The following is a 22,674-nucleotide window of genomic DNA, read 5'->3' on the forward strand; positions in this document are numbered from 1 at the left end:
ACGTGTGTCGTCAAGCCGGTGCCCAGGTCACTCAGGTGCGGGCGGCGTTGCCGATGTCGGTGGCGCTGTCGTCGTCGGTCGCCGTGTAGGCCCACATGGCGTCCAGCGCGTGCTGGCCGAGATTGGTCATGCCCTCGCCGAGCTTGCGGGCGTTGGTCTTCACGGCCTGGTTGGCCGTCGTCTGCTCGTCACCGACGCCGGACGGGACCAACTGGTGATAACCGCCTCCGCCGCCCTCGCCGTGCAGGAAGCTGTCGGCGAAGTCGTCGCCGCCGAAGGTCGCCGTCTGGTCCAGCGGGTCGATCCGGGCGATCGCGTTCGACATGGTGCTGGTGAGCCGGCCGCCCAGATCCTTGATCTTCTGTGCCGCGTTGAGCAGGTCGGCGGCGGTGCTGCCGAGAATGACGTAGTCACCCATCGTCGTCCCCCTGTCGCCGGATGTCGGCATCGTGGCTCTGGATCAGCTTGTTGATGTCCATGCCGCCGGCCCGGGCCGCGCGCATGTCCGACGGCAGTGCCTCGTCGTAGATCTCCTGTGCCTTGCGCCCCGACTCCTCGATGGCCTTGCGGACGGTGGCCACGATCGTCGCGGCCAGCTCCTTGGAGTTCGGCTTGCGGTAGACCCGGGGGTCGATCTCGAGCTCGATGAGGTGCCCGCGCGGGCCGACCACGGCCTTGACCGTGCGGTCGTCCGACCACGCGGTGCCGGTGACCTCGAGGGCCTTGCGCTGGATGTCGGGCAGCTCCTTGGTGACCCGTTTGAGGTCGGCGAGCATCCCTTCGATCGCGCCCCAGTTGGGACGATCCACGGCACCTCCCCGTCAAGCCGCGATCACTGTGCCTCGGGTGTCCAAGTGTGCACCCGCCGAGGCTCCGGCGCAGCCCCGCCCCGGAACCCCGGCGGTCTTCGTCACATCGTCCGTGACCGGTCCGGCGGACCGTTCAGATGCCCGCGGCGATCTGCTTGTCGACCGCCTGCATCCGCTCGGCCGACGCGCCCAGCTTCACACCGACCTGCGACAGGGCGGCCTTGACGTCGCTGATGCCCGAGTTCCACTCGGTGCGGGCGGCGTCGACCGCCTGGCCGGCGGCACCGTGCCAGTCGTTGGCGAAGAGCTGGGTGAACTGCGTGTAGAGGTCCTCGAGGGACCCCTCCACCGCACCCGTGTAGGTGCCGATGGCGGTCGCCACGTCCGCGATCTGGCCGAAGTTGTAGGTGATGGCGCCGTCAGCGCCGTATCCCGCTCCCATGGATGTTCCTGCCTCTCGAAGGTCTCGTCGCGGAAGGGTCAGCCACGCAGGGCGGCGATGACCGTGGAGTCGCCGGTGGCGGCGGCCGCGGCCCGGATGTCGTTCGCCGCGTCGTCGTCGTTGACGCCGAACGTCGAGGAGGCGTTGCTGATCTTCCCGGCGAGGTCGTCGAGGGCGTTCAGCATCTTCGTCAGGCCCTGGTTGAGCTGGGCCGAGGAGCCCTGCAGCGCGTTGTTCGCGGCACCGGACATGCCGGCCCCGCTGAGGCCGTTGATCCGGTCCAGCAGCTGCGCCATGCCGGTCGCGATGCTCTCGCGGGTCTCCATGCACTTGTTGGCCATCGTGTTGAGCTGGTCCTGGGTCGCGTGGACCGTGCCCACACCTGGTGTGTCCGTCAAGTTCGTCTCACCCCGTTTTCTGCTGTGGCTCCCCGGGAGGGAAGCTCGCTGAGCGATGGATCGATACAACCCACCATAATGCGGCGTACCAGACGGTAGCGCCCCAGTTCAAGGTCGGTCCAGTCGGGCAGGGTTATCGATTGTGGCGCTGTCCGGTTACGCTCGATCTGGACGAGGATGCCGGCAGCGCCTCGGGCGATGGACCAGAGGCACGGATCGACGGGGGAGAGATCTTGGCTGAGCCGCGCGACGACGCGCCCTACAACCCGTACCAGTCTCAGACCACCGCCAACACGAATCCGGCGTGGCTCGAGGCCGGACACAAGAACATCGACGCCGACATCGACGGCATGGCGGACTTCGCCAGCAACATGAAGATCATCATGGAGAACCTCCGCGGCAAGGTCCCGGAGCTCAACCTGCTCGGCACCATGCCGATCAACGCGTGGGCGCCCGGCTCGCTGCCCGAGGGCGCCTACACCGCGCATCTGATGCTGGCCAACTACAACGAGCTGCAGCAGTACCTGTCGTTCCTGGCGCAGGGGCTGATGAACACCGGCTCGGCCGCGCAGACCATCGCCAACGCCTATGCCGGCACCGACGGCTGGTCCGCCGCCGACCTCAACGCGGTCAAGTTCGCCTACGGCGACAGCGAGGCCAAGCGGCCGGCCGGCTATCCGGAGGAATGGCTCAAGCAGGTCAAGACCTGGCAGGACGCCTACAGCGAGAACATGAGCTCCGGCAACGGTGCCGCGTCGGGCGTGGTGGTCCGCTGGACCGACCAGGGCACCTTCACCGACGCGCAGGGGCAGCACAAGGTCGCCGTCAGCACCGACGGCGTGCGCCGCGAGATCATCACCCGGGTCGACCCGTACACCGGCGACACGGTGACCACGACGATCGTGACCTATCCGCCGAACCCGAACGGGAAGACGGCCGAGGAGCGCGCGGGCTACAAGCTCACGAGCCGGGCGGAGTCCACGACATCTGCCACGTCGGGCAACACGGTGCAGAAGCAGACCACCTACTACGGCAACGACGGCCAGGTGACCGGTTCGCAGACCCAGACGACGACCTACACCGACGGCGAGGTCTCGAGCACGTCCACGCAGAACAAGGACAAGGACGGCAACAACACGACCGGCAACAGCGTGGTCACCAACGCCGACGACAGCCAGACCATCACCACGACGCAGACCGGCAAGGACCCCAAGGTCCTGCAGATCGGCGAGCAGACCGACGGTGTGGTCGGCGCCGGCGAGCAGCCTGCCCAGGACAAGATCAACCAGCTCAGGCCGCAGTGATGTCCCGTGGCTGAAGACTGGCGGTACATGCGCGCGGAGATGCCGCACGCCGGCCCCTCCGGATCCGGCATGTGGTACAACGTGCCCGATCGATTCGACGTCGAGTTCACCGACCCGCCCAACAACGGCGAGAACGGCCCGTGGATCGAGGACATCCGCCGGCAGATCATGAACCAGCACCCGGAGGACATCTCCGCGCTGGCCGACCAGTGGTACCGGGCGTGGCAGCTGCTCTTCGGTATCCAGCAGCAGGTCCTGCAGACCAGCAACGACCTGTACGAGAAGGACTGGAAGGACGGCGACGCCCGCGACAAGTTCATGACCGAGGGGCCGGGCAAGATGCTGGCCTACCTGCAGTCATGGATGGACTCGGTGCTCGACAACGTCGCCGCGCTGCGCGCACAGGTCACCATCGTCCGTGCCGCCCGCACGGAGATGGAGGGGATGTGGAGCCGGTACAAGACGGCCATCGACAAGGCGTCGGAGACCGATGGCACGTTCGGCAACTGGTTCTGGCACTACAACCTGATCCCCGGCGGCGACCAGACCGACTACGACAACGCCAACAAGCGTGACGCGATCGAGCAGATCAACGAGAAGAAGAAGGAGTTCGCCCGCGAGGCGCAGGGGCTCGCGCACCGCACCGCGCAGCAGATCTTCCAGACCTACTCGACGATCGGCAACGGCCACGGCGCGCCGTTCTACCCGATGAACGCGCTGCTGACCCCGATCGGCCAGCCGAACCCGATCAACCCCGGCGGGCCGCCCGGCGGCATGCCCGGCGGTCCGCCGCCGGGGCTCAACCAGAACCTGCTCAACCTGCAGCAGAACCCGCCGGTCATCCCGAATCCGGTCTCGACCAACCCGCTGCAGCCGGTGCCCAACGTCACCAACCCGCCGAACGTGCTGCCGCCGGGCAAGCTGCCCAACCCGACGGCCGTGCCGCCGGTGCTCCCGCCCGGTGTCCGCCCACCCGGGCAGCCCCTGGCGAAGCCGACGACCCTCAACCCGAACGTCACGTCGCCGTTCGCCAAGCTCGCCCCGAAGGGCCTCAACCCCGGCCTCATCCAGGCGAAGGGCATGGCCGCCCCGACCGGCGACATGACGCCCGGCGCGCTGCGCTCCCCGGGTTCGACCCCGCCGGCACCGCCGATGTCCAACCGTGCCCAGCGGCAGAACCCGCGCGCCAACCCGGCCGGCACGGGCAAGCAGCAGGAGAAGCTCGGTGGCGTCCCGCGGCAGGGCGGGGTCGAGGAACCGTTCGCGCGGCAGCAGTCCGGCACCGTCCCGCCGGTCCTCAACAACAAGCAGCGCGGTGCGAGCGGCAAGCCCGGCAGCCAGTCGGAGCTGCACCCGCAGTCCCGGCAGGCGGCAGGCACCACGCCGCCGCTGCGCCCTGCCGGGGCCGCCCCGCCGGTGCTCAAGGCCCCGTCGCAGAGCCCGACGCTGCCGCCGGGGCAGCCCGGGTCGCGTACCACCCGCAAAACCGCGACAGGCAACAGCCAACCCGGTCAGCCGGTCCCGAACTCCGACTGGGTCGGGGTGGAGGCCGCCCGCTCCGACGTGGCCGCGCCGATTCTCGACGCTCCGGAGCTGCCGCCGACGGGTGCCGCGGTGTCGAAGCTCGAGGAGGTCAAGCTCCGCGGGCGGGCCGCTGCGACCGGCGCGCGCTCGGGCGGGCAGTCGCGGATCAAGGCCGGCCCGACGGTGTCGCCGGAGCTGACGGCGCGCAAGGCCCGCCGCGACGGGTCCGGCACGGGGTCCGAGGCCGACGAGTCCGCCGACCGGATCGTGACCGACGACATCGCGTTCAGCGTCGAGACGCCCGGTGGCGGCGTGGTCGCGAAACAGCAGGACACGAGGGCCTACCGCCCGGAGGCGCCGACCGTCCTGGGTGGCGGCGCCTGATCCGTTGCCTGCTCCGCGTGGAGGGTTTCGTCTGCTGGTCGCCTCATCGCGCGGCGGCCAGCAGGTCCTCCAGGACGAGCATCCGGAGGTCCTCGCGACTCGGGACCCGGCCGAGGCCGCGCAGCCGCCCGGACTGCGCCTTGCGCATCCCTTCGAGCAGCTTGCGGGCCTCACGCGCGTTGCCGAAGTTCTGCCCGCGGTCCATCTGGTCGAACCACTCGTACAACGCGTCCTCGAGCCCGGGGGCGAAGACGTAGTCGTCGTTGCGGGCGATCCGCCCCGCGATCAGCACGAGCTCCTGCGGCGAGTAGTTCTCGAACTCGAGCGTCTTGGCGAACCGCGACGCCAGACCCGAGTTGGCGTCCAGGAAGTCGGCCATCTCGGCGGTGTAGCCGGCGACGATGACGGCGACCTGGTCGCGCTGGTCCTCCATCAGCTTCACCAGCGTGTCGATCGCTTCCTGCCCGAAGTCGGCGCTGGCGCCACCGGAGCGGGCCAGCGTGTAGGCCTCGTCGATGAACAGGACCCCGCCGAGCGCCTCCTCGAAGACGGTCGTGGCCTTTTCCGCGGTGTGGCCGATGTACTGCCCGACGAGGTCACGCCGTGAAACTTCCTTGAACTTGCCGATGGGCAGGACCCCGAGGGCCTTCAGCAGCTGCCCGTAGAGCCGGGCGACGGTCGTCTTGCCGGTGCCGGGCGCCCCGGTGAAGATGAGGTGGTGGCTGACCGCGCCGACGGCGAGGCCGGCACTGCGGCGCCACTCGTTGACCTGAATCTCGTCGATCAGCGACCGGACCTCGCCCTTGACCCCGGCCAGGCCGATCATCGAGTCGAGCTCGGCGAGGAGCTTGTCGACCTTGTCAGTGTCCTGCTTCGTCGCACCCTCGATCGCCTGCACGCCGACCCGCGGCCGGTGCCGCTCGTCGGCCTCGCGGATCGTCGGGCTGGCGCCCTCGTCGACGTGGATGCCCGGCGTGGCCGTCGACTCGACGCGGCAGCTCTCCACGAGCCCGCCGCAGCCACGGCCGAACATGATGCCGACACCGTGCGTGTCGTGGATCCACGTCTCCGTGATCGTCGGTGCGCTCTGGTGCGCGACGGAGACGCCGGCGTCGCCGGTGGCCGAGATGTCGCAGCGCTCGATCGTCGGCTTCGCGGCGTGGTACACGTAGATGCCGCGGAATCCACAGCCCTCGATCGTGCTGTTGCGGATGACGGGGCTCGCCCCGAGGCGCACGATCACCCCGTCGTCGGCGATGTTGCGCACCTCGCACTTGTCGACGATGCCGTCGGAGTCTTCGATGACCATCCCGTACTGCCCCTGCGTCACCTTCACGTCGGTCGCCTCGACGTGCGCGCCGTCGGTGACGCTGAGCCCTGCCGCGAACACGGCACCGACCTCGCACGCCTCGATCGCGAGCCGGCCACCGGTGACACTGACCGCCGGGTAGTCGTCGGCGGTGAGGACCAGGCCGCGCAGCGTGACCTCGGCCGACTCGCACGCCACGGCTGAGCTGCCGAGCCCTGTCGCGTCGAGCGTGACCGAGCCGGCCTTCCCCGCCGCGACGATGCTCACCTTGCGCCGCCGCAGCCGGACCACCTCGGCATAGGTGCCCGCCTCGACCGAGATCACCGCACCGTCGGTCGCGATCTCCAGAGCGTCCTGAATCGTCGGATATGCCCCGGCCCGCTCCCGGGACACGATCAAAGTCTGCGCCATAACCCCACCGTCGACGGCAAACGATTGACGCGAGCGTACCTCGCGGCACATGGTGCCGCGGACGATGCCATTGACGAGGTCGCCTCACCATCTAGAACTTCCTAGGCTGCTAGGTTATAGGGCCGTAGACGAGTCAGGGGATCGACCGTGGCCGGTGGCGAGTTCGATGCGATCGGGCCTACCGGCGCGGTCCGCTTCCTGAACATGAAAGACAGTCACGGGCGCGACGGAGTCGCCATCCAGGTGCTCGACGGCGGCGCCGCCGCGTCCGGCCGGGGCCTGGAAAATCGGTGTACCGCAACAACTTCAGCGGCGATCATTGATCCGTGCGTACTCCACGGCAGTTCCCGCTGCAGCTCGGCGCCCCCGGCACCGCGCCGGAGGCGTTGCTGCCCATCGTCGTCACGGTCGACGACGCCGACTCCCCGCGCGACGTCATCGACGCTCTCGCGCTGACCTCGTTCGTCACCGGCACCCAGCCGCATGCGGCCACCAAGGACCTCAACAACGTCCGCGACGATGCGACCCTCCTCCCGCCGGGGGTGCTGGTGCTGCGCACGACCATCAACGAGACCGAGCGCGCCAGCCTGGCCGCCGGCGACGGCTGGACCCTGCGCGCGGTGCACTGGCCGCGCAACAAGACCGCCACGGTGTCGGTCACCGCGACCAGCGCGGAGCTCGGCGACGAGATCATTGCGGCGGCGATCGACGGGATGACCGAAGAGCCGCCACCACTGGAGAAGGCCGTCTCGATGGGCTTCTGGTACGCCTCGGCGAACGGCCCGCAACGCAACCCGCGGCCCATCACCGCCGGTCCGTGGTCCGACATCAGAAGCAACTATGCCCGCAGCGCCGCGACACAGTTCGACCGGCTGGTCGGGGTCGACCGCACCTCGGTGCGCGGCCGGCTCCTGCTGCTGCACGGGCCGCCGGGCACGGGCAAGACCACAGTGCTGCGCGCGCTGGCCCACGAGTGGCAGGACTGGTGCCAGTTCGACTGCGTGCTCGACCCGGAGTCGCTGTTCAGCAGCCCGGCCTACCTGATGGAGGTCGCGCTCAACCGGGCCGGCGACTGTTCGTGCCCGGACAAGAAGCACGAGAAGTGGCGGCTGCTCCTGCTCGAAGACTGCGACGAGCTGATCCGCGGCGAGGCCAAGCAGCACACCGGGCAGGCGCTGTCCCGGCTGCTCAACCTGACCGACGGTCTGCTCGGCCAGGGTCGTAAGGTCTTGGTGGCGATCACCACCAACGAGGATCTCGCCCGGCTGCACCCAGCTGTCGTCCGGCCGGGCCGCTGCCTGGCCCGGATCGAGGTGCCTGCGTTGCCGTTCGGCGAAGCCGCGGGCTGGCTGGGCACGTCGGCCGGCATCTCAGCCGACGGCGCGACCCTCGCCGAGTTGTACGCACTGCGTGACGGCTTCGACACGACGGTCGAGCACGAGCCGGTCCTCAGCGGCCAGTACCTGTAACGCGTGGTCGTCCGACGCCGTGCTCGCCGGCGCTGGTGTCAAGGTTTTCTGCTCAGCGGCATCCAAACACCCCGCATGAACTCGAGCCTTTCAGGGACCAGCCGGTCTGTCGGGGATGCTGGTGCCTCTTGGGGTGCCGCACATAACCGGAGGACGAAGAGCCGACGGGAGATGGTCACCTCCTCTCCCGTCGCCTGGAAGCCTTCGTCAGGGCGATCAGGGTTCGATCGGGCGGACCTGATCGCGGTAGCGCTCGTACAGGGCGCGGTTGTGCGCGTCGCCCTGAGCGAGATTCGCGGACACGTGGACCGGCAGCTCGACGCCGCGGTCCAGCAGCTTGCGGCAGACCAGTTCGGTGAGCAACTGCGCGATGAGGACTCCGGTGAGGGACGAGACCGCCCCGATCCGTACTCCAGGGATGATCTCCAGTGCCGCGTCGCCGGCCGGTGCGTGGTTGTCGATCACCACATCTGCCAGGTCGGCGAGGTGCGGTCCCTGGGTCGACCGTGCACCGGCCGAGCGGGTGTGGGCGAGCGAGGTGACCGCGACGATCGGATGCGCGCGCTCGCGGGCCAGCACCGCCATCTCGGTGATGGCGGCGTTGAGGCCGGAGTTCGAGACGATCAGGAAGGCGTCGTGCTCGGACGGTGCGGCGAGGTGGTAGATCCGGGCTGCGAGGCCGGACTCGCGCTCATAGGTCGGGTCGAGGATCGGCCCCGGGTCGGCGCCACCGAACATCACGAGATCCTTGACCGCCAGCATGCTGACGGCGGCGAGCCCACCGGCGCGCCCCGCGAGTTCGAGGGTGACGATCCGCGAGTGGCCGGTCCCGAACGCCTGCAGGACGCCACCGGCAGCGATGGCGTCGGCGACCAACCCGGCCGCGGCCTCGATGGCGTCGAGCTCCTCGGCCAGGACCTGTTCGAATGCGTTCCGGGCGATGGTGGCGTAGGCAGGCTCAGGCATTGGTCCTCCTGGAATGTTCACGGTCGCGGGCGGCTTCGACGGCAGCTTCAACGGCAGCCGCTACGACGATCTCGCCGCTGCCCGAGGTCACCGGACTGACATGGGTTTCGTAGCAGGGTTGCGTGTCGCGGGCGGGCAGGTAGCCGAGGTAGCCGTTCGCATAGCCGAGGACCACGATGTCCCCCGCCCGGTCGGGCGCTGCCGAACGGATCGCTTCGCCCAGCTCCAGGAACAGCTCGCCGGGAACGGCCACGACCATGACCCCGTCGAGGTCCACCGCCTCCACCTCGATGACGTACGGTTCGGTGCGCCGGCGGGCGGCCTGTTCCTCCGCGATCCGCCGCCCCTGTTGCAGAACCCAGCGGATGCGTTCGTCCTCGACCCCCGGCGGCGTCTGTCGCAGGGCGACGTCCAGTTCCGCAGGCTGCTTGGGGGCGAGTGTGACGGTTCGCGAGGTCGGTGGCCGTACCGGCGTCGGGGTGTCCCCGCCGACGTGCGGCAGCACCGGCTCGACCCGGCCGGCCAGCCAGGCGCCGAGCCGATTCACCTCATCAAGGCCCCGCCCCTGGCGGGTGTGCCGGGTACTGATGTCGCCGGCGGCGCCGGTGGCGACGACCACCCACCTGCCCGGTGCAGACAGCGCCCGGCGGATGCCGCCGTTCAGGTCCGCGCTCACATGGGTGTTGTCGGCGGGAAGGATGGTCGGGTGGACCGGAGAGATCACGACCAGCCCCACCACGTCGGTACCCGCGGTGACCGCGATGGTGTCGACGGGGATGTCCAGTGGGCCCGAGTCGGCGACGTTCCGGCGACCCGCCAGCTTGGGAACCAGGGTGCGGGCGGAGCCGAGACGGGCGGCGCGTTCGGACGCCAGGGCGGACCGCGCGGCCGCGAGCGATGCGGCTTCAAGCCGGTCGGCGACGTGCCGTGGGGTGGTCTCGCCGCCAGGGCTGCAGCCCGCCTCGGGGCTCGCGTGGGTGTGGGTGGCGGCGACCCAGCAGGACTGCACGCCGATGTCCCGCACGGCGGTCCGGATCCGCTCGACGACGTCGACATTGACGCAGATCAGATCCGCGACCACCAGCGCGAACCGGTGGCCGTCGTCGGCGAACGTGACGACATGGACCTCCAGCGGGTCGAGCACATTCTGGACACCGTCGGATCGGTCGGCATAGCCTCCCATGGGTTCCCCGGACACGACCTCGAGCCGCGCCGCCCCGTGTCCGACCCTCATGCGTCGCCACCGGTTCCCTGGCTCGCGAGCAGGCGTGCGTAGGGGTCGGCACCGCTCAGCAGCGCCGGACCACCATCGAGCGGCTCCGCTCTGGGGCTGACCAGGGGCAGCCCCCTGGCCTCGAGTTCAGCCGCCAGCGCCTGGTGGAGAGCGTTTCCCGGGGTCAGCAGCCGTCCGCTGAAGGACACCTGCTGGGCCGCCCCGCTGAGATCGAGCCGGACGGCTGCCGCCTGCGCCGCGTCGGCGAGATCGGTCGCCGCGTGGGCGCAGATCAGGCCGGCCACCGAGTCGGCCTGGGCGGCCGCGTCGAGCACGTCGCGGGCGAAGGCCGCGGTGCGGGGGATCATGGCGGGGTCCCGGTAGTAGCGCTGGAGTGACGCCAGGTCGATGCCGCCGAGTGCCGTGACGAGGCGGTCGGCCAGTACGGTTGCCGGTCCGACCTGGTCATGCGACGCGGTCGCGGCGCGCATTCCGGCCAGCCCGATGGCGTACGCGCTGCCGCGGTCACCGAGGAGCGGACCCCATCCGTCGAGTCGTACGTGGTCGCCGTCGGAGTCCACCGCGAGCACGGTCGTCCCGGTACCGACGCACAGCAGCACGCCGGGACCGCCGAGAGCGCCGGCGTGCGCGAGGACACTGTCCTCCACGACGACGGCCGGGCCGCCGAACTGCCGCTCGAGGGCGAGGGCGAGACGCCGGCGCTCGGCGCGCTCCCCCGGTACCCCGGTCAGGCCGGCGACCACGCCGGCCACCTGTGTGGGTAGGGAGATCGTCGCCGCGGCGCCACGAACGGCGGCCAGTATCCGGTCGACGCCGTCCTCGTCCGGACGGTAGGAGAAGCCCGGGCCGATGCCGATCGCGCGGCCCGCCGGGGTACGCAGCAGCAGCCGAAGTTCCGACTTGCCGCCGTCGATGGTGATCGTCGTTGTCATCGCGACATCCCTGCGGTCAGCCCTGCGACAATCTGCTTGGTCGCGAGCGCGAACACCACGGCCAGCGGTACCAGGGCGATCACGAGTCCGGCGAACAGGGTGCCACGGTCGGTGGCGAACTCGCCGAAGAACCGGGTCAGCCCGACCGGCACGGTGTACTTGTCCACAGTGCGCAGCAGCACCAACGGGTAGAAGAAGTCGTTCCAGGTCGGCGCGAACTGGAAGACCGTGGCGACCGCGAGCGCCGGCCGCATCAGGGGCAGGACGATCGACACGAACAGCCGGCCCTCGTGCGCGCCGTCGATCCGCGCGGCCTCCTCCAGTTCACCGGGGAATCCCCGCATGAAGCCCATGATCACGAAGACCGAGAACGGGACTCCGCTCGCCGCGTAGAGCAGCACCAACCCGATCCGGCTGTCGATCAGACCCATCGACTGGAACATGTAGAACACCGGCAGCAGGCCGAGTTTCGCCGGAATCATCAACCCGGACAGGAAGAACGCCGCCAGCAGGGCCCGGCCCCGGAACTTCCACCTGGACAGGGCGTAGGCCGCCATCGCCGACACGGTGACGCACAGCGCCACCGAGGCGCAGGTGACGGTCAGGGAGTTGACGAAGTACGTCGAGATCGACGCGGTCTGCCAGGCGCGGGCGTAGTTGGTCAGGTCGAACGAGCTGGGCAGGCCGATCGGTGCCCGGAGGATCTCCGCGTTGGGTCGCAGCGATCCGATCAGCACCAGCAGCAGCGGGCCGAAGGCGATCGCGGCGTAGGACCACAGGAGCACCTGGCTGCCGGCGGTGTGCAGCGACGAGCGCCGGCGGGTGCCGCGCGCGGGTGGGTGGTCGTCCCTGGCCTGCCGTGCCGCGCGGGGGGCGGTGCGAAGGACGCTCATCTAGTGGACCTCCCGGCGGCGCAGCGCCCGCTCCAGTGCGAGGGAGACGCCGAAGATGAGCACGAAGATCAGCATGGCCAACGCCGAGGACTCTCCAATCGCGTTACTGCCGCCCCGGAACGCGGTCCGGTAGTAGAGCAGGCCCAGGACGTCCATGGCGCCGCCGGGTCCGCCGTCGGAACCGCCGAGCGCGTAGACGAGGTCGAAGATGTTGAAGCATCCGATGAAGGTCAGCACGGTGATCACGCCGACCGCCGGCATCAGGAGCGGGAAGCGGATGCTCCAGAACGTCCGGGCCGATGACGCGCCGTCCATCGCGGCCGCCTCCTCCAGCTCCTGGGGGATGCCGGCCAGGGCGGCGCCGAAGATGAGCATCGGTCCGCCGATCCACTGCCAGGCGTTGACCAGGATCAGTACGGGCAGGGCGAGGTCCGGCTCGCCGAGCCAGGGGCGCGCCCAGGCGTCCAGGCCGATCGACCTCAGCGCGAAGTTGACCGGGCCGAAGGTGGGGCTCAGCAGCAACGACCAGATGTACCCGACGATCAGCGGGCTGATCAGGTACGGAAGCGAGAAGAGCGTCTGGAACAGCCGCTTGCCCCAGGGGTTGCGGTGCAGGAGCACCGCCAGGCCGAGCCCGACGGTGTTCTGGATCGCCATGGTTCCGACGAAGAAGAGCACGTTGTGCCCGAGCGCGGCGGGAATCTCGTCACTCAGCGGGTAGCGAGTGAGGATCTCCCGGTAGTTGCCGACTCCGACGAACGCCCCCTGCCGGGTGCCGTCCCACCGGAACAGCCCGTAGTAGAAGGCGGTGACGATCGGTACGACGAGAAAGAGGCCGTAGAGCGCGAACGCCGGCAGGCAGAAGGTCGTGATCCACCCGGCCGAGACCCGCCCTGCCCGGCGGCGTGGCCGCCGGGCAGGAGGGACCGTCAGTTCTTGGGTCGGAACCACTGATCGACCCCTCGTTGGATGTGCGCGGCCGCGTCGGCGGCGCTGCTTCGGCCGAGGACGTAGTTGGAGAACGCTTCGGAGGCGAGGTCCCAGGCGGTGGGTGTGCCGCCGGAGAAGTACGCGTAGGTGACGTACGGGCTCGGGTTCGCCTGGTACGCCTTGAGGGCCTGGGCCAGGAGTTCGTCCTGCGGCTCGACGCCGGGCACCGGGGAGATCTGACCGAGCTCGGTGGACAGTGCCTTGCCGAATTCGGGGGTCGCCATCCACCGCACGAGGTCCAGCGCCGCGTCCCGGTGGGGCGACTTCGCCGAGACGCCGAACGAGCCGTCGACGTAGCCGGGCACGAGGGTCTTGTCGACCGCCGCGCCGGGCGCCGGCGGCACGTTGAAGATGCCCAGTTGGAGCTTGGGGTCGGCCTTCGCGAATCCGGCGAGCTCCCACACGCCACCGGGGAACGCGGCGGCCCGCCCGGAGGTGAAGAGCGCCTGCGCGTCGGTGTAGCTCACCCCGGACGCCTGCGCCGGCCAGTACTTCTGGGTGCTCTTCCAGGTCTCGAGGGAGTTCACCCAGGGCGCGTCGGTGAACTTGGCCGAGCCGCTGAGCATCCTGGTGAGGTAGTCGGGGCCGCCGTACGTGGCGGCGCCGAAGATCTCCTGCTCGATCGGCAGCATCCACTTGTCGGTGACGGTGTTCGCCAGCGGGGTCACGCCGGCCTTACTGAGTTTGTCGAAGCCCGCGATCATGTCCGCCCAGGTGGTGGGGGCGGCGATGCCGTTGTCGGCGAAGATCTTCTTGTTGTAGATGACGTGCAGCGTCTGGATCGCGAACGGAACGCCGTAGACGCGCCCGTCCTTCTCGCCCCTCGCGCCGTCGAGGACCGGCTTCGGAAATCCGCCGAGCTTGTCGACCTGGTCGTCGAGCGGCACCAGGCTGCCTGCGCCGACCAGCGGCTGGAGCAGTCCGTAGGAGCGCAGCTGCGCCACGTCGGGGCCGTTGGAGTCGGTGAGGCCGGTCTTGAGGATCGTGTCGTACTCGGTGTTCTTGTAGGGCAGGTACTCCACGGTCACGCCCGGATGGGCCTTCTCGTAGATCTGGAAGATCTTCTTGTACGCCGCGACATCCTCCTGCCGCCAGCCCCAGACCTTCAGGTTGACGGCCTCGCCGCCACCCTCGCCGCCTGGCGCGCACGCAGCAAGGGCGAAGGCGAGCAGTGCTGCCGCCCCTAACACACCGCGTCTTCCGGGCATCACATCTCCGATCGTCATGGCCCACCTGCTGGACGTGGCAGACCAACCGAGACTAATACTGGTATAGACCAACGGTCAACGGTTGCGTCGGCCTCCCCCGCCGACCGGGCGGTTGCCCGTACGATGGCTTCACTCACTGAGGAAGGGGAGCTGGTCCGTGCCAAGACCGCGACACGAGCCGAGCGACGGGGCCCTTGAGCCGCTGCCGGCGGAGCACCACGCCGGCAAGGGCGAGCACATCAGGGACGTCCTCACCGCCATGGTCCTGAACTCGCGGGACGGCGCGCTGCTCCCCTCCGAGCGGGTCCTCGCCGAACGGTTCGGCGTCGCCCGGATGACCGTCCGGGGCTCCATCGACGCGCTGGAGTCGAGGGGAATGGTCCGGCGGGTCCCCGGGCGTGGGACCTTCGTGCAGCACCCCACGCTGACCCACTCGGAGATCTTCCGCTCGTTCAGCGAGGACATGCGGATGCGCGGCATGACGCCGGGCGCCAAGTCGTACCGCGTCCGCACCCGCCCGGCCACCCGCCTGGTCGCCGCGAACCTCGACATCGCCCCCGGCGACCCGGCCCACTACATCGAGCGGATCCGCACGGCGGACGGCATCCCGATGGCGCTGGAGCGCACGAACCTCGCCGCGGCACGCTTCCCCAGCCTGCTGAAGGTGATGGAGCGCGACGACTCGCTGTACGAGGTCCTGAGCCGCGTCTTCGGGGTGCGACTCGAATCGGCGCGGCAGACCGTCACCATCGCCCGGCTCACCGACACCGAGGCGCAGCGGCTCGAAGTCGGCGAGGGCAGCCCGGCGTTCCTGATCGAGCGCATCTCCGTCGACAACATGGGGAAGGTCGTGGAATACGGCCGATCGCTCTACCGCGGCGACCGCTACGCCATCCAGATGCACGTCAGCCCCCCGACGCAGGGCGGCTGACGCGCATCCGGAGGACGGGTCAGCGAAGACCGGTGAGGTAGTGCGCCTCGACTTCGGCCGCGGTCAGGGCACGGTCGTAGATCGCCGCCTCGTCGAGGTCACCGTGCAGCCGCTGGCCCGCGTCGTCGCCGCGGCCGCCGAGCTTGACGCTCGCCGTGCCGCTGCCGGGTGACACCGACGTCGCGGCGCTGTTGTCCGCCACGCCGTCGAGGTACACGGTCAGCCGTGACCCGTCGAAGACGGCGGCGACGTGGTGCCACGTGTTCGCCGTCAGCTTGGTACGACCCGTCACCAGGCCGTATCCCTTTCCGGCGGCACCCAGCGACCACGCCTGCAGGACGCCGTCGGTCACCCGCAGCGCGTACCCGTTGATCGCCGGCCCGGTGTAACTCTCGATGACCGCCTGCCCCGGCGACGGGGCGAGCGTGTCGAGCTTCACCCACGCCTCCAGGGTGAAAGCGCCCTGGAGATTGGTCCGCGGGCTCCGCGGCGCCTCGATGTAGCCGGCGGAAAGGTCCGCCGCCCCGTCACCGGCGATCGCGCCCACGGCGCCCGGCTTGGCGCCGGCCAGGTAGGACCCGTTCCGCCCGCCGGCGGAGCTGTCCGCCGCGGTGCTGGAACCGGCCGCGTCGCCGAGCCGCCAGTAGCCGGCCGGGTCGGCCCCGGCCACGAGGTTCGGGTAGTTCTGCTCCCCGACCAGGATCGGCAGCGACACGGTCACCGGTGGCTGGCCGTCCTCGGCGAAGGACACCGTGACCTGATGGCGGCCCGTCCCGGCACCGGTCGGGACGGTCACGTCGACCGGCACGCTCGCGACGATCGTGCGGCCATCCGGCTTGGCACGGAACACCTGTGTCGCCGGGCCGACGGTCCAGCCGGCCGGGGCGGCCGCGGTCACCCGGCCACTGATCTGGTGATCCGCGAACACCTCGAAGGTGACCTGGAACCGCTTCGTCTTCCCCGGCGCGATGAGCGCCCCGGGCGGATCGACCGAGACGGTACCGCTGAACACGTCGGAGTAGTGCGGGACGATCTCGTAGACGTGCGGGGGCGCGCTGCCCGGCGCCCACCGGATCCGCACCGCGCTGGCCGGCAGGTTCGCCGCCGGCACCTTGGTGAAGCCGCCGGCGAGCGGCCCGAGATCCACCCAGCCGCCGCCGACCAGGGCCTGGATCACACCGCTGGCGGGAGCGGTGGCCTCCTGCACCACGGTCACCGCCGACAGCCGGCGCGGCTTGGTGATCGGAACCGTGATCGCATCGCCGTCCTGCGGCTTGGCGGCCGCGACATAGGCCGTGTCGTCCCGCCGGTCGGTCAGGTTGCCCAGCGAGGACCCCTGGGCGGCAGCCGGTAGGCCCGTGGGCGCCCCGACGTCGCCGTACCAGCGGTCACCGATGTAGCCGTCACTCTGGGCGGCCGCGAAACTGAGGAGATCGTCGACCGGACCGGGGCTGATCTGGTGCCACGTCCGGTCGAGGATGCCGCGGGCGCGCGCCTGCTCCCGCCGGGCCCGCCAGGCGGCTTCGCCGTCCCCCCGGTCCTGCGCCCGGAGGAGTTCCACGGCCGCCCGACCCGCCTGACCGGTCACGCCGACGCGGTCCAGCCAGGGCTCGATCTGCTTGAGCAGCGCGGGGTTGTCCAGCCGCGCCCGGAGTGCGGCGGGAAGTTCCGCCAGGCGGCGCATCTCGGCGTCGAGCTGCTGGAGCTGGGCGTTCACCGGCCGGCCGGCGGAGTAGTCGGCGATGAGCCGGCTGATGAGCGCGGCGAGCTCCGGCCGCGCGGTGTTGTCCAGGATGCTGGCCCGGTTGTTCTCCGCGAACAGCCGTAGCTGCTGGTACGCGTCGCCGCCGACGATCTGGAGCGTGCGCGTCCATGACCGCTCCGCGTCGTAGCCCGCGGGGTTCCAGGCGTAGTCGGCCTGCGTGCCGAGGGGGATGTGCGAAGCCTCCTGGTGCTGGACGAGTTCGTTGAACGAGATGCCGACGACGTCGCCGGCCATGCCGGCGTCGCGGTGCACCAGCGGGCCCAGCAGCAACCGGTTGGAGCTGTAGTCGTTGACCGGGTAGTTGTCCCAGAGCATGATCCGGTGCCGCGGCCAGGCGTCCTTCGCCGCCCGCAGGTCGTCCCTGGTGATGCTCGCCGAGACCACCTCCGGCCCGGTCCAGTAGAGGTCGACGTCGGTGCTCAGCAACTCGTCGAACCGGTTCTTGTACGGGGTACGGGTCATGCCCCAGTACTCGGTCGGCACGGCGACCAGGCGGCTGACGCCGGGACGCTTCTCGATGAACTCGCGCTGGACCAGGTTGGTGACTTCGGCCTGCGCGATGGCGAGCGGCGACGGATCGCCCTGGTAAGCGTCCCGGTCCTCCTGGCACGCGAAGTTGCCGGACACGTCGTCCCAGGCGATGACGTAGCTGCGGACGCCGATCTCCCACAACTGTGCCAGGCGTGCCAGCAGCTTGGCCCGGTCGGCTTCGCGCACGTGGCAGATCCCCCGGTTGGGCGCCATGGGCGCCTCCGGCGAGATCCGGTACACGAAGTCGACATGGCGCGCCTTCGCCAGGTCCACGATCTCCCGCAGCCGGCCCAGTTCCGCCTCGTCGTACAGGGAGTCCCAGTTCGAGCCGGTACGCAGGTCGTCAGCCGGTCCGTAGAAGAACTGGTTCATCTTGTGCCGGGCCAGGAACTCGATCTGCGAGCGCCGGTCCTCCTGCGACCACACCGGTCCGTAGAACGACTCCATGCCGCCGCGAACCCGGTATCCTGGCCAGTCCCGCACGGCCACACCGTCGAGGGCCACCCGGGGGCCTTTCGCCACGAGCAACTGACGCAGCGACTGAACGGCGTAGAAGGTGCCGGCTCCGTCCACGCCGGCGAGGACGATCCGCGGCCGCCCGTGCCGATCGCGCCCGGCCGCCAGCACGTACCCTTCCCCGGGCAGCCCCGTCGGCCCCTCGACTCCGAGTGCACCCAGTACCGTAGTGCTCGCCGACGTCTCGCCCGGTCCACCGAGGACGATCAACAGGCGCGACGTAGCAGTGTCCACGGTTCGCACGACCTTGGCCGTGACACCGTGCGCCCCAAGCAGCTTCACGAGCGATTCCTCGGCCGCCGAATCCACGGCCGCGCCCGCGACGACATCGACGTCGCCGGGCAGTACGACGGTTCCCGGACGAGGCTCCACATGCTGCGGCACCGGAAGAATGCGCGCCACACCCAACGGATCATTGGCCTGGGCCTCGCCCCGAGCAGGAGGAGGGTTCACCAGACCAACGGCAAGCGCGATCAATCCGGCGAATAATCCGGCGCGGCGACAGCCACGAGACGTACGCGACAACAGCATCGAACCTCCACTCTTTCAATTTGCGTCAGCGCATGTACCGATATGCACGCCGGCGTGGCGGACACCGTGCGGGAGGCCGCAAACGCTGGCCCACCCGAGGTCCGACTGTCGGGATCGGTGTTCACGCCGCCGTGAGCAGTCTTCCGGCGACTGGCCGAGCCGGGCCGGCGCAGCCGGACTCGTCGCGTGGTCGCAGGCATCACCCAGGTAGACCCACAGTCGACGTGACAGTCGCGACGCCGAACGACACCTGAGCTCTGCGCCGCCTCCTCGGATCCTCCAACCGAGATCAGTTGAGCCGAACTGGTCTATGCCGGTAATTAGAATCCACGCCACGCCTGGCCACGTCAACCCCGCCGCCCAGAACCGCGGCTGCAGGCGGCCGGCCATCAACCGTCGTGCAGGTCCGGGTGGAGGCGCTGCGGGCCGGCGTGAACCGGCCGCCGCGCCTGCTGGTGCGTCTTCTCGACGCCGAGCTTGAGGCCGGAAGGACCGGATCGTCCTCCGCTCGGCCCAAGGTCTTGTGGGGACGTCGACGCGCTCCGGGTACGCGGCGGCTGAGGCATCGCAGCCGGCTGTGGACTCGGCCGAGCACCGTGCTGCGATCCGGTGGTGAACGCCGTGGTGGAACGCGACAGGATCCTTCTCGTGTTGCCGCGCCTGGCTCATGTGACTGTCATGAACGCATTCGCCGCACTGCGGCATCAGAGCACCGTCCTGCGGCGTGTCCTATGTGGAGCGCTGGTCTCCTGATGCTCTGTGGAAGATCGCAGCCCCGTCGATCCTGCCCGCGCCGCAACGGCCGCAGGGTGGCGGGCGGCGGCGGGTGGACGACCGGGCGGTGCTGGCCGCGATCTGCTACATGGCCCACCGATGGTCCACCGGCAACCGCAAGACCGGCATCGAGCCGGGCGACCGCGTCTTCTTCCTCCGCCAAGGCGTCGAACCACGCGGCATCGTCGGCAGCGGCACCGCCGCCAGCCGGATCTTCCCGGACGAGCAATGGGACGACGATCGCGCCGGCGACGACGGAGGGCGGCGGTTGGGCACCGCAGGCCAATGGATGGGCCGTGCCGCCGGGCACCGCGACGAAGCTTGAAACACTGTGGGCCCAGCACCTCGGCCAGCCGGCACCGCTCCCCCACCGCGGTGCGTCACGGCAGCGCCGGCAGATGGACCCAGCCCGCCGCCGCAAGGTCGAGGACGCCGCCCAGGACCGGCTGATGGCGCACTACCGCGACCTCGGCTGGGACGTCAACGACGTCCGGCACGGCAACCCCTACGGCGCCACAGCCACCAAAGACGGCCGGTCGTCGGAGGCCCCAGCGACGTGCTCAAGCACGTTCTCCCAGGTCACCACAAGCACAGGTACTCCCGCTCTACCACAACCAGACTGCATCACGACGTCATACACGGGTGGACACCCTCACCGAAGCTGAGACCCGGAGATCAGTCCGGCCGGGCGGACAGCAGGGTCCGCAGCGTTCTACGGCCGCGCGAGAGGCGGCTGCGGACGGTGGCCTCGGGAATCCCGCACAGGGCGGCAATCTCGTTGTACGGCCAGCCCAGGCCGTCCGAGAGGATCACCACGGTGCGGTAGTGCTCGGGAACCTGCCGGAGCGCCGCCCGCAGCTCCTCTCGGTCGATCACCTCCGACTCCGGTGACGGCGACGGCATCTCGCACGCCGGATCCGCCACCGGCACTGGGCGCCGCAGGCTGCGGCGGTGGTTGTCGATCGAGGTGTTCACCACGATGCGGTAGAGCCACGTGCGCACCGATGACCGTCCGTCGAAACTCGCGCAGTGCCGCCACGCCTTGATGAGGACCTCCTGCAGCAGGTCCTGCGCATCGTGCGGGTCCCGGCTGAACCTGCGGCAGTAGGACCGCAGCTCCAGGTTGTAGCGTCTGGTCAGCGTCCGGAACGCCTGCTCGTCGCCCTCGGCGCACCGGCGCAGCAGTTCCGGATCGGTCTCGTCGTCGACCGTTGTCGCCATCATGTCTGTTCCGCCTGACCTTGAAGGTGGCATCAGAGTCAGGCAGCGCCGACGGCGGGACATCGTCAGACGACGACGTCCGGGGCAGATTTGACGTCCGGGGCGGATTTTCGGGGCGCGGCGCGCGACCGGAGCGCCTCCGCCAGGCGGGCCAGGGTGGCGTGGTCGAGGTTCGCGACGTCGCCGAGGAAGTCGAGGAGCCACGCGTCCGCGGGCCGGACCACGCGCTGGGCGGGAGGTGGTTGCCGCATGTCGAGTCTGACGTGCGGTCCCGGCGGCGCGTGCCCGACCGGCACAACAGGTGTGACCCGGCGGCCCGGTCAACTCGTCCGTTGCGCCGGTGCTGAGGGCTGCCCGCGTGGCTACAGTCACGGGAACCTCGATCTGGACGGTGGATCCGTGACGCAGCCACAGCTCTCCTGGGCGCAGGGAACCTTCCTCGCGGCGCTGCAACGCGCTGACCGCGACGAGTTGCTGACCCTCGGATCGCCGCGGACGTTCACCGTCGGCTCCGCCTTCGTGCGCGAGGGTGAGCGCGGCACCGACCTGTACGTGCTCCTGCAGGGCTGCGTGAAGGTTCTTGGCAACACCGTTGACGGGCACACCACGCTGCTGGCGATCCGGGTGCCCGGAGACCTCGTCGGGGAGCTGGCGGGCGTGCGCAACGACGTCCGTTCTGCGACTGTCCTGGCGGCCACCCGTTGCGTCGTGCGCTGCGTCGACCGGCCGACGTTCGACGCGTTCCTGCAGCGCCGTCCGGCCGCCGCCCGGGAGTTCATGGCCAGCATCACCGGCAAGCTGCAACAGGCCACCCGGCTGCGCATCGACCTCACGGGCGGCTCCGCCGCGGTCCGCCTGGCGCGCATCCTGCTGCCGCTCTACGAGGCGCACGCCCTGCCCGGCCGCGAGGGCGCGATCGGCATGCCGCTGAGCCAGCGCGAGCTGGCGGCGCTGGCTGGGGTGGCTCCCGCCAGCATCTACCGGTCCCTGGCCGGGCTGCGCGCCACTGGCGTCGTCGACACCGGCTATCGCCAGATCATCGTCCGCGACCCGGTCAGGCTGGCCCGGCTGGCCCGCGGCGAAAACCCGGAGGGGCGCTGACGGGCCGGGCACAAATCACCGGGGCGGGTGCGTCCAACTCGGCGCTGGCAATAGACGTACCGATGCTGAGGAGCTGGGAACCATGGACATCGCCATCAAGGGTGGAATCGTCGGTCTCGCCGTCGCGGTGGTCTTCTTCGTGGTGCAGAAGCTGCGGGGGAAGTGACGCCTGTCCGCTGCTATCATCCCGCCAGCAGGCCACTGCTGGCGGGACGACGGGAGACACCAGCGATGCCGATGCCGCTGCCCGAGAATCGACTGTGTTTCGTCGTCGACATCGTGTCCTACAGCACCCGGCCGTCGGCGCGGCAGGTCGAGGCGCAGCGCCGCGTCGCGGCCGCGATCGTCGCCTCCCTGGCCCGGGCACGGATCGCGCCCGGGCACTGCGAGCGCCAGGACCGCGGTGACGGCCAGTTGCTGCTGCTGCCGGCCGGCGCCGATCCGGTGCGGACCGTTCCGGCGCTGATCCAAGGGTTGCTGGCCGGTCTCGCGGAAGCGAACCGGGTGGCGGCGCTCACTGACCGACTCAGGCTGCGGGCGGCGCTGTCCCACGGCGTGGTGCAGATCGCGGCGACCGGCTACGTCGGCGTCTGCGTCGTCGAGGCCTGCCGGATCGTTGACGCGAGGCCGCTGAAGCAGGCCCTGGCGGAGCGCCCCGACCGGGACCTCGTCGTCGCGCTCTCGGCCGAGCTGTACCGCGACGCGGTGCTGTCACCCTACGGCGACCTCGCGCCGGAGCTGTTCCGCGAGGTAGACGTCGCGGAGAAGGAGCTGTCGACGTCGGCGTGGATCTGCCTGCCCGACCGGCGTGGCCCAGGCAGCGTCCCGGCCGGCGATCTCGCCATGGGCCTGCCCGGACCGGGTGTCGACGGGTGGCTCCACGGCGCCGCACGACCCTGGCTCGCGGGCGCCGCCGGATGGGCCATCGGCGAGGAGTGGGGCGACGACCGGGACAGCGTCGCCGGCGACCGCGCGCCCGCACCGCACTGGCAGGACCACCACCCGCACCACGACGCCTGGGGTGCGTAACC

21 protein-coding genes are annotated in these 22,674 nt (G+C 70.2%); 7 read left to right on the forward strand and 14 right to left on the reverse strand.

Features of this window, described 5'->3' with window-relative positions; all coding sequences use genetic code 11:
- Positions 1 to 31: 31 nt before the first annotated feature.
- From ACFY3L_RS22475 to ACFY3L_RS22490, 4 genes are all read right to left on the reverse strand, one after another.
- Entirely contained in the window at positions 32 to 418 is a 387-nt protein-coding gene (locus tag ACFY3L_RS22475) for a hypothetical protein (protein ID WP_389327092.1), read from the reverse strand.
- Entirely contained in the window at positions 411 to 809 is a 399-nt protein-coding gene (locus ACFY3L_RS22480) for a YbaB/EbfC family nucleoid-associated protein (protein ID WP_389327095.1), read from the reverse strand. The genes ACFY3L_RS22475 and ACFY3L_RS22480 overlap by 8 nt, the downstream gene beginning before the upstream one ends.
- A 133-nt stretch (positions 810 to 942) precedes the next feature.
- Positions 943 to 1,251: a WXG100 family type VII secretion target gene (locus tag ACFY3L_RS22485; protein ID WP_389327098.1), complete on the reverse strand. Its 309-nt coding sequence runs from the start codon at positions 1,249 to 1,251 to the stop codon at positions 943 to 945.
- Between the two features lie 38 nt (positions 1,252 to 1,289).
- On the reverse strand, positions 1,290 to 1,649 hold the full coding sequence (locus tag ACFY3L_RS22490) for a WXG100 family type VII secretion target (RefSeq protein ID WP_350548554.1): 360 nt from the start codon (positions 1,647 to 1,649) through the stop codon (positions 1,290 to 1,292).
- A 233-nt stretch (positions 1,650 to 1,882) separates the two neighbouring features.
- Between ACFY3L_RS22490 and ACFY3L_RS22495 the strand changes: the two genes are divergently transcribed.
- Positions 1,883 to 2,953, forward strand: coding sequence for a hypothetical protein (locus ACFY3L_RS22495; protein WP_389327102.1), 1,071 nt, complete (start codon positions 1,883 to 1,885; stop codon positions 2,951 to 2,953).
- Positions 2,954 to 2,959: 6 nt separating this feature from the next.
- Complete coding sequence (locus ACFY3L_RS22500) at positions 2,960 to 4,861, forward strand: hypothetical protein (protein WP_389327105.1); 1,902 nt, start codon at positions 2,960 to 2,962, stop codon at positions 4,859 to 4,861.
- 43 nt (positions 4,862 to 4,904) lie between these two features.
- On the opposite strand, the gene ACFY3L_RS22505 is transcribed toward ACFY3L_RS22500, so the two are convergent.
- Positions 4,905 to 6,581, reverse strand: coding sequence for a right-handed parallel beta-helix repeat-containing protein (locus ACFY3L_RS22505; RefSeq protein ID WP_389327108.1), 1,677 nt, complete (start codon positions 6,579 to 6,581; stop codon positions 4,905 to 4,907).
- A gap of 326 nt (positions 6,582 to 6,907) precedes the next feature.
- Between ACFY3L_RS22505 and ACFY3L_RS22510 the strand changes: the two genes are divergently transcribed.
- Entirely contained in the window at positions 6,908 to 8,050 is a 1,143-nt protein-coding gene (locus tag ACFY3L_RS22510; protein ID WP_389327111.1) for a DUF5925 domain-containing protein, read from the forward strand.
- Positions 8,051 to 8,266: 216 nt separating this feature from the next.
- Here ACFY3L_RS22510 and ACFY3L_RS22515 read toward each other — a convergent pair whose 3' ends face one another.
- From ACFY3L_RS22515 to ACFY3L_RS22540, 6 genes are read right to left on the reverse strand one after another with little or no spacing between them, the layout of a single operon-like run.
- Positions 8,267 to 9,016 carry a sugar isomerase domain-containing protein gene (locus ACFY3L_RS22515; RefSeq protein WP_389327113.1) on the reverse strand — a complete coding sequence of 250 codons (750 nt, stop codon included), beginning with the start codon at positions 9,014 to 9,016 and terminating at the stop codon, positions 8,267 to 8,269.
- Positions 9,009 to 10,250: a hypothetical protein gene (locus ACFY3L_RS22520; protein WP_389327114.1), complete on the reverse strand. Its 1,242-nt coding sequence runs from the start codon at positions 10,248 to 10,250 to the stop codon at positions 9,009 to 9,011. The genes ACFY3L_RS22515 and ACFY3L_RS22520 overlap by 8 nt, the downstream gene beginning before the upstream one ends.
- Positions 10,247 to 11,182: an N-acetylglucosamine kinase gene (locus ACFY3L_RS22525; protein ID WP_389327117.1), complete on the reverse strand. Its 936-nt coding sequence runs from the start codon at positions 11,180 to 11,182 to the stop codon at positions 10,247 to 10,249. The genes ACFY3L_RS22520 and ACFY3L_RS22525 overlap by 4 nt, the downstream gene beginning before the upstream one ends.
- A complete protein-coding gene (locus ACFY3L_RS22530; protein WP_389327120.1) occupies positions 11,179 to 12,075 on the reverse strand; it encodes a carbohydrate ABC transporter permease in 897 nt (298 codons plus the stop codon). Before ACFY3L_RS22530 ends, ACFY3L_RS22525 begins: the two co-directional genes overlap by 4 nt.
- The gene (locus ACFY3L_RS22535) at positions 12,076 to 13,026 is read right to left on the reverse strand and encodes a carbohydrate ABC transporter permease (RefSeq protein WP_389327123.1); all 951 of its coding nucleotides are present in this window, start codon (positions 13,024 to 13,026) and stop codon (positions 12,076 to 12,078) included.
- Positions 13,005 to 14,255 (reverse strand): ABC transporter substrate-binding protein, encoded by a 1,251-nt coding sequence (locus ACFY3L_RS22540; RefSeq protein ID WP_389327126.1) that lies wholly within the window; start codon positions 14,253 to 14,255, stop codon positions 13,005 to 13,007. Before ACFY3L_RS22540 ends, ACFY3L_RS22535 begins: the two co-directional genes overlap by 22 nt.
- Before the next feature lie 175 nt (positions 14,256 to 14,430).
- Here ACFY3L_RS22540 and ACFY3L_RS22545 point away from each other — a divergent pair, with 175 nt between their 5' ends.
- A complete protein-coding gene (locus tag ACFY3L_RS22545; protein WP_389327129.1) occupies positions 14,431 to 15,204 on the forward strand; it encodes a GntR family transcriptional regulator in 774 nt (257 codons plus the stop codon).
- Between the two features lie 19 nt (positions 15,205 to 15,223).
- Here the strand turns inward: ACFY3L_RS22545 and ACFY3L_RS22550 are convergent, their stop codons facing one another.
- Positions 15,224 to 18,547 (reverse strand): beta-N-acetylglucosaminidase domain-containing protein, encoded by a 3,324-nt coding sequence (locus ACFY3L_RS22550; RefSeq protein ID WP_389327132.1) that lies wholly within the window; start codon positions 18,545 to 18,547, stop codon positions 15,224 to 15,226.
- Between the two features lie 724 nt (positions 18,548 to 19,271).
- On the opposite strand from ACFY3L_RS22550, the gene ACFY3L_RS22555 reads away from it, so the two are divergent.
- Complete coding sequence (locus ACFY3L_RS22555) at positions 19,272 to 19,646, forward strand: hypothetical protein (RefSeq protein ID WP_389327135.1); 375 nt, start codon at positions 19,272 to 19,274, stop codon at positions 19,644 to 19,646.
- 350 nt (positions 19,647 to 19,996) lie between these two features.
- Here the strand turns inward: ACFY3L_RS22555 and ACFY3L_RS22560 are convergent, their stop codons facing one another.
- Positions 19,997 to 20,545, reverse strand: a complete 549-nt coding sequence (locus ACFY3L_RS22560) for an RNA polymerase sigma factor (protein WP_389327138.1) — start codon at positions 20,543 to 20,545, stop codon at positions 19,997 to 19,999.
- A gap of 62 nt (positions 20,546 to 20,607) precedes the next feature.
- Complete coding sequence (locus ACFY3L_RS22565) at positions 20,608 to 20,793, reverse strand: hypothetical protein (protein WP_389327141.1); 186 nt, start codon at positions 20,791 to 20,793, stop codon at positions 20,608 to 20,610.
- A gap of 148 nt (positions 20,794 to 20,941) precedes the next feature.
- Here ACFY3L_RS22565 and ACFY3L_RS22570 point away from each other — a divergent pair, with 148 nt between their 5' ends.
- Positions 20,942 to 21,643, forward strand: a complete 702-nt coding sequence (locus ACFY3L_RS22570; RefSeq protein ID WP_389327143.1) for a Crp/Fnr family transcriptional regulator — start codon at positions 20,942 to 20,944, stop codon at positions 21,641 to 21,643.
- A 231-nt stretch (positions 21,644 to 21,874) separates the two neighbouring features.
- The gene (locus tag ACFY3L_RS22575) at positions 21,875 to 22,672 is read left to right on the forward strand and encodes a hypothetical protein (RefSeq protein WP_389327146.1); all 798 of its coding nucleotides are present in this window, start codon (positions 21,875 to 21,877) and stop codon (positions 22,670 to 22,672) included.
- Positions 22,673 to 22,674: the final 2 nt, after the last annotated feature.

The sequence above is a fragment of the Dactylosporangium sp. NPDC000521 genome (genome assembly GCF_042898305.1).
Taxonomy (GTDB): Bacteria; Actinomycetota; Actinomycetes; order Mycobacteriales; family Micromonosporaceae; genus Dactylosporangium.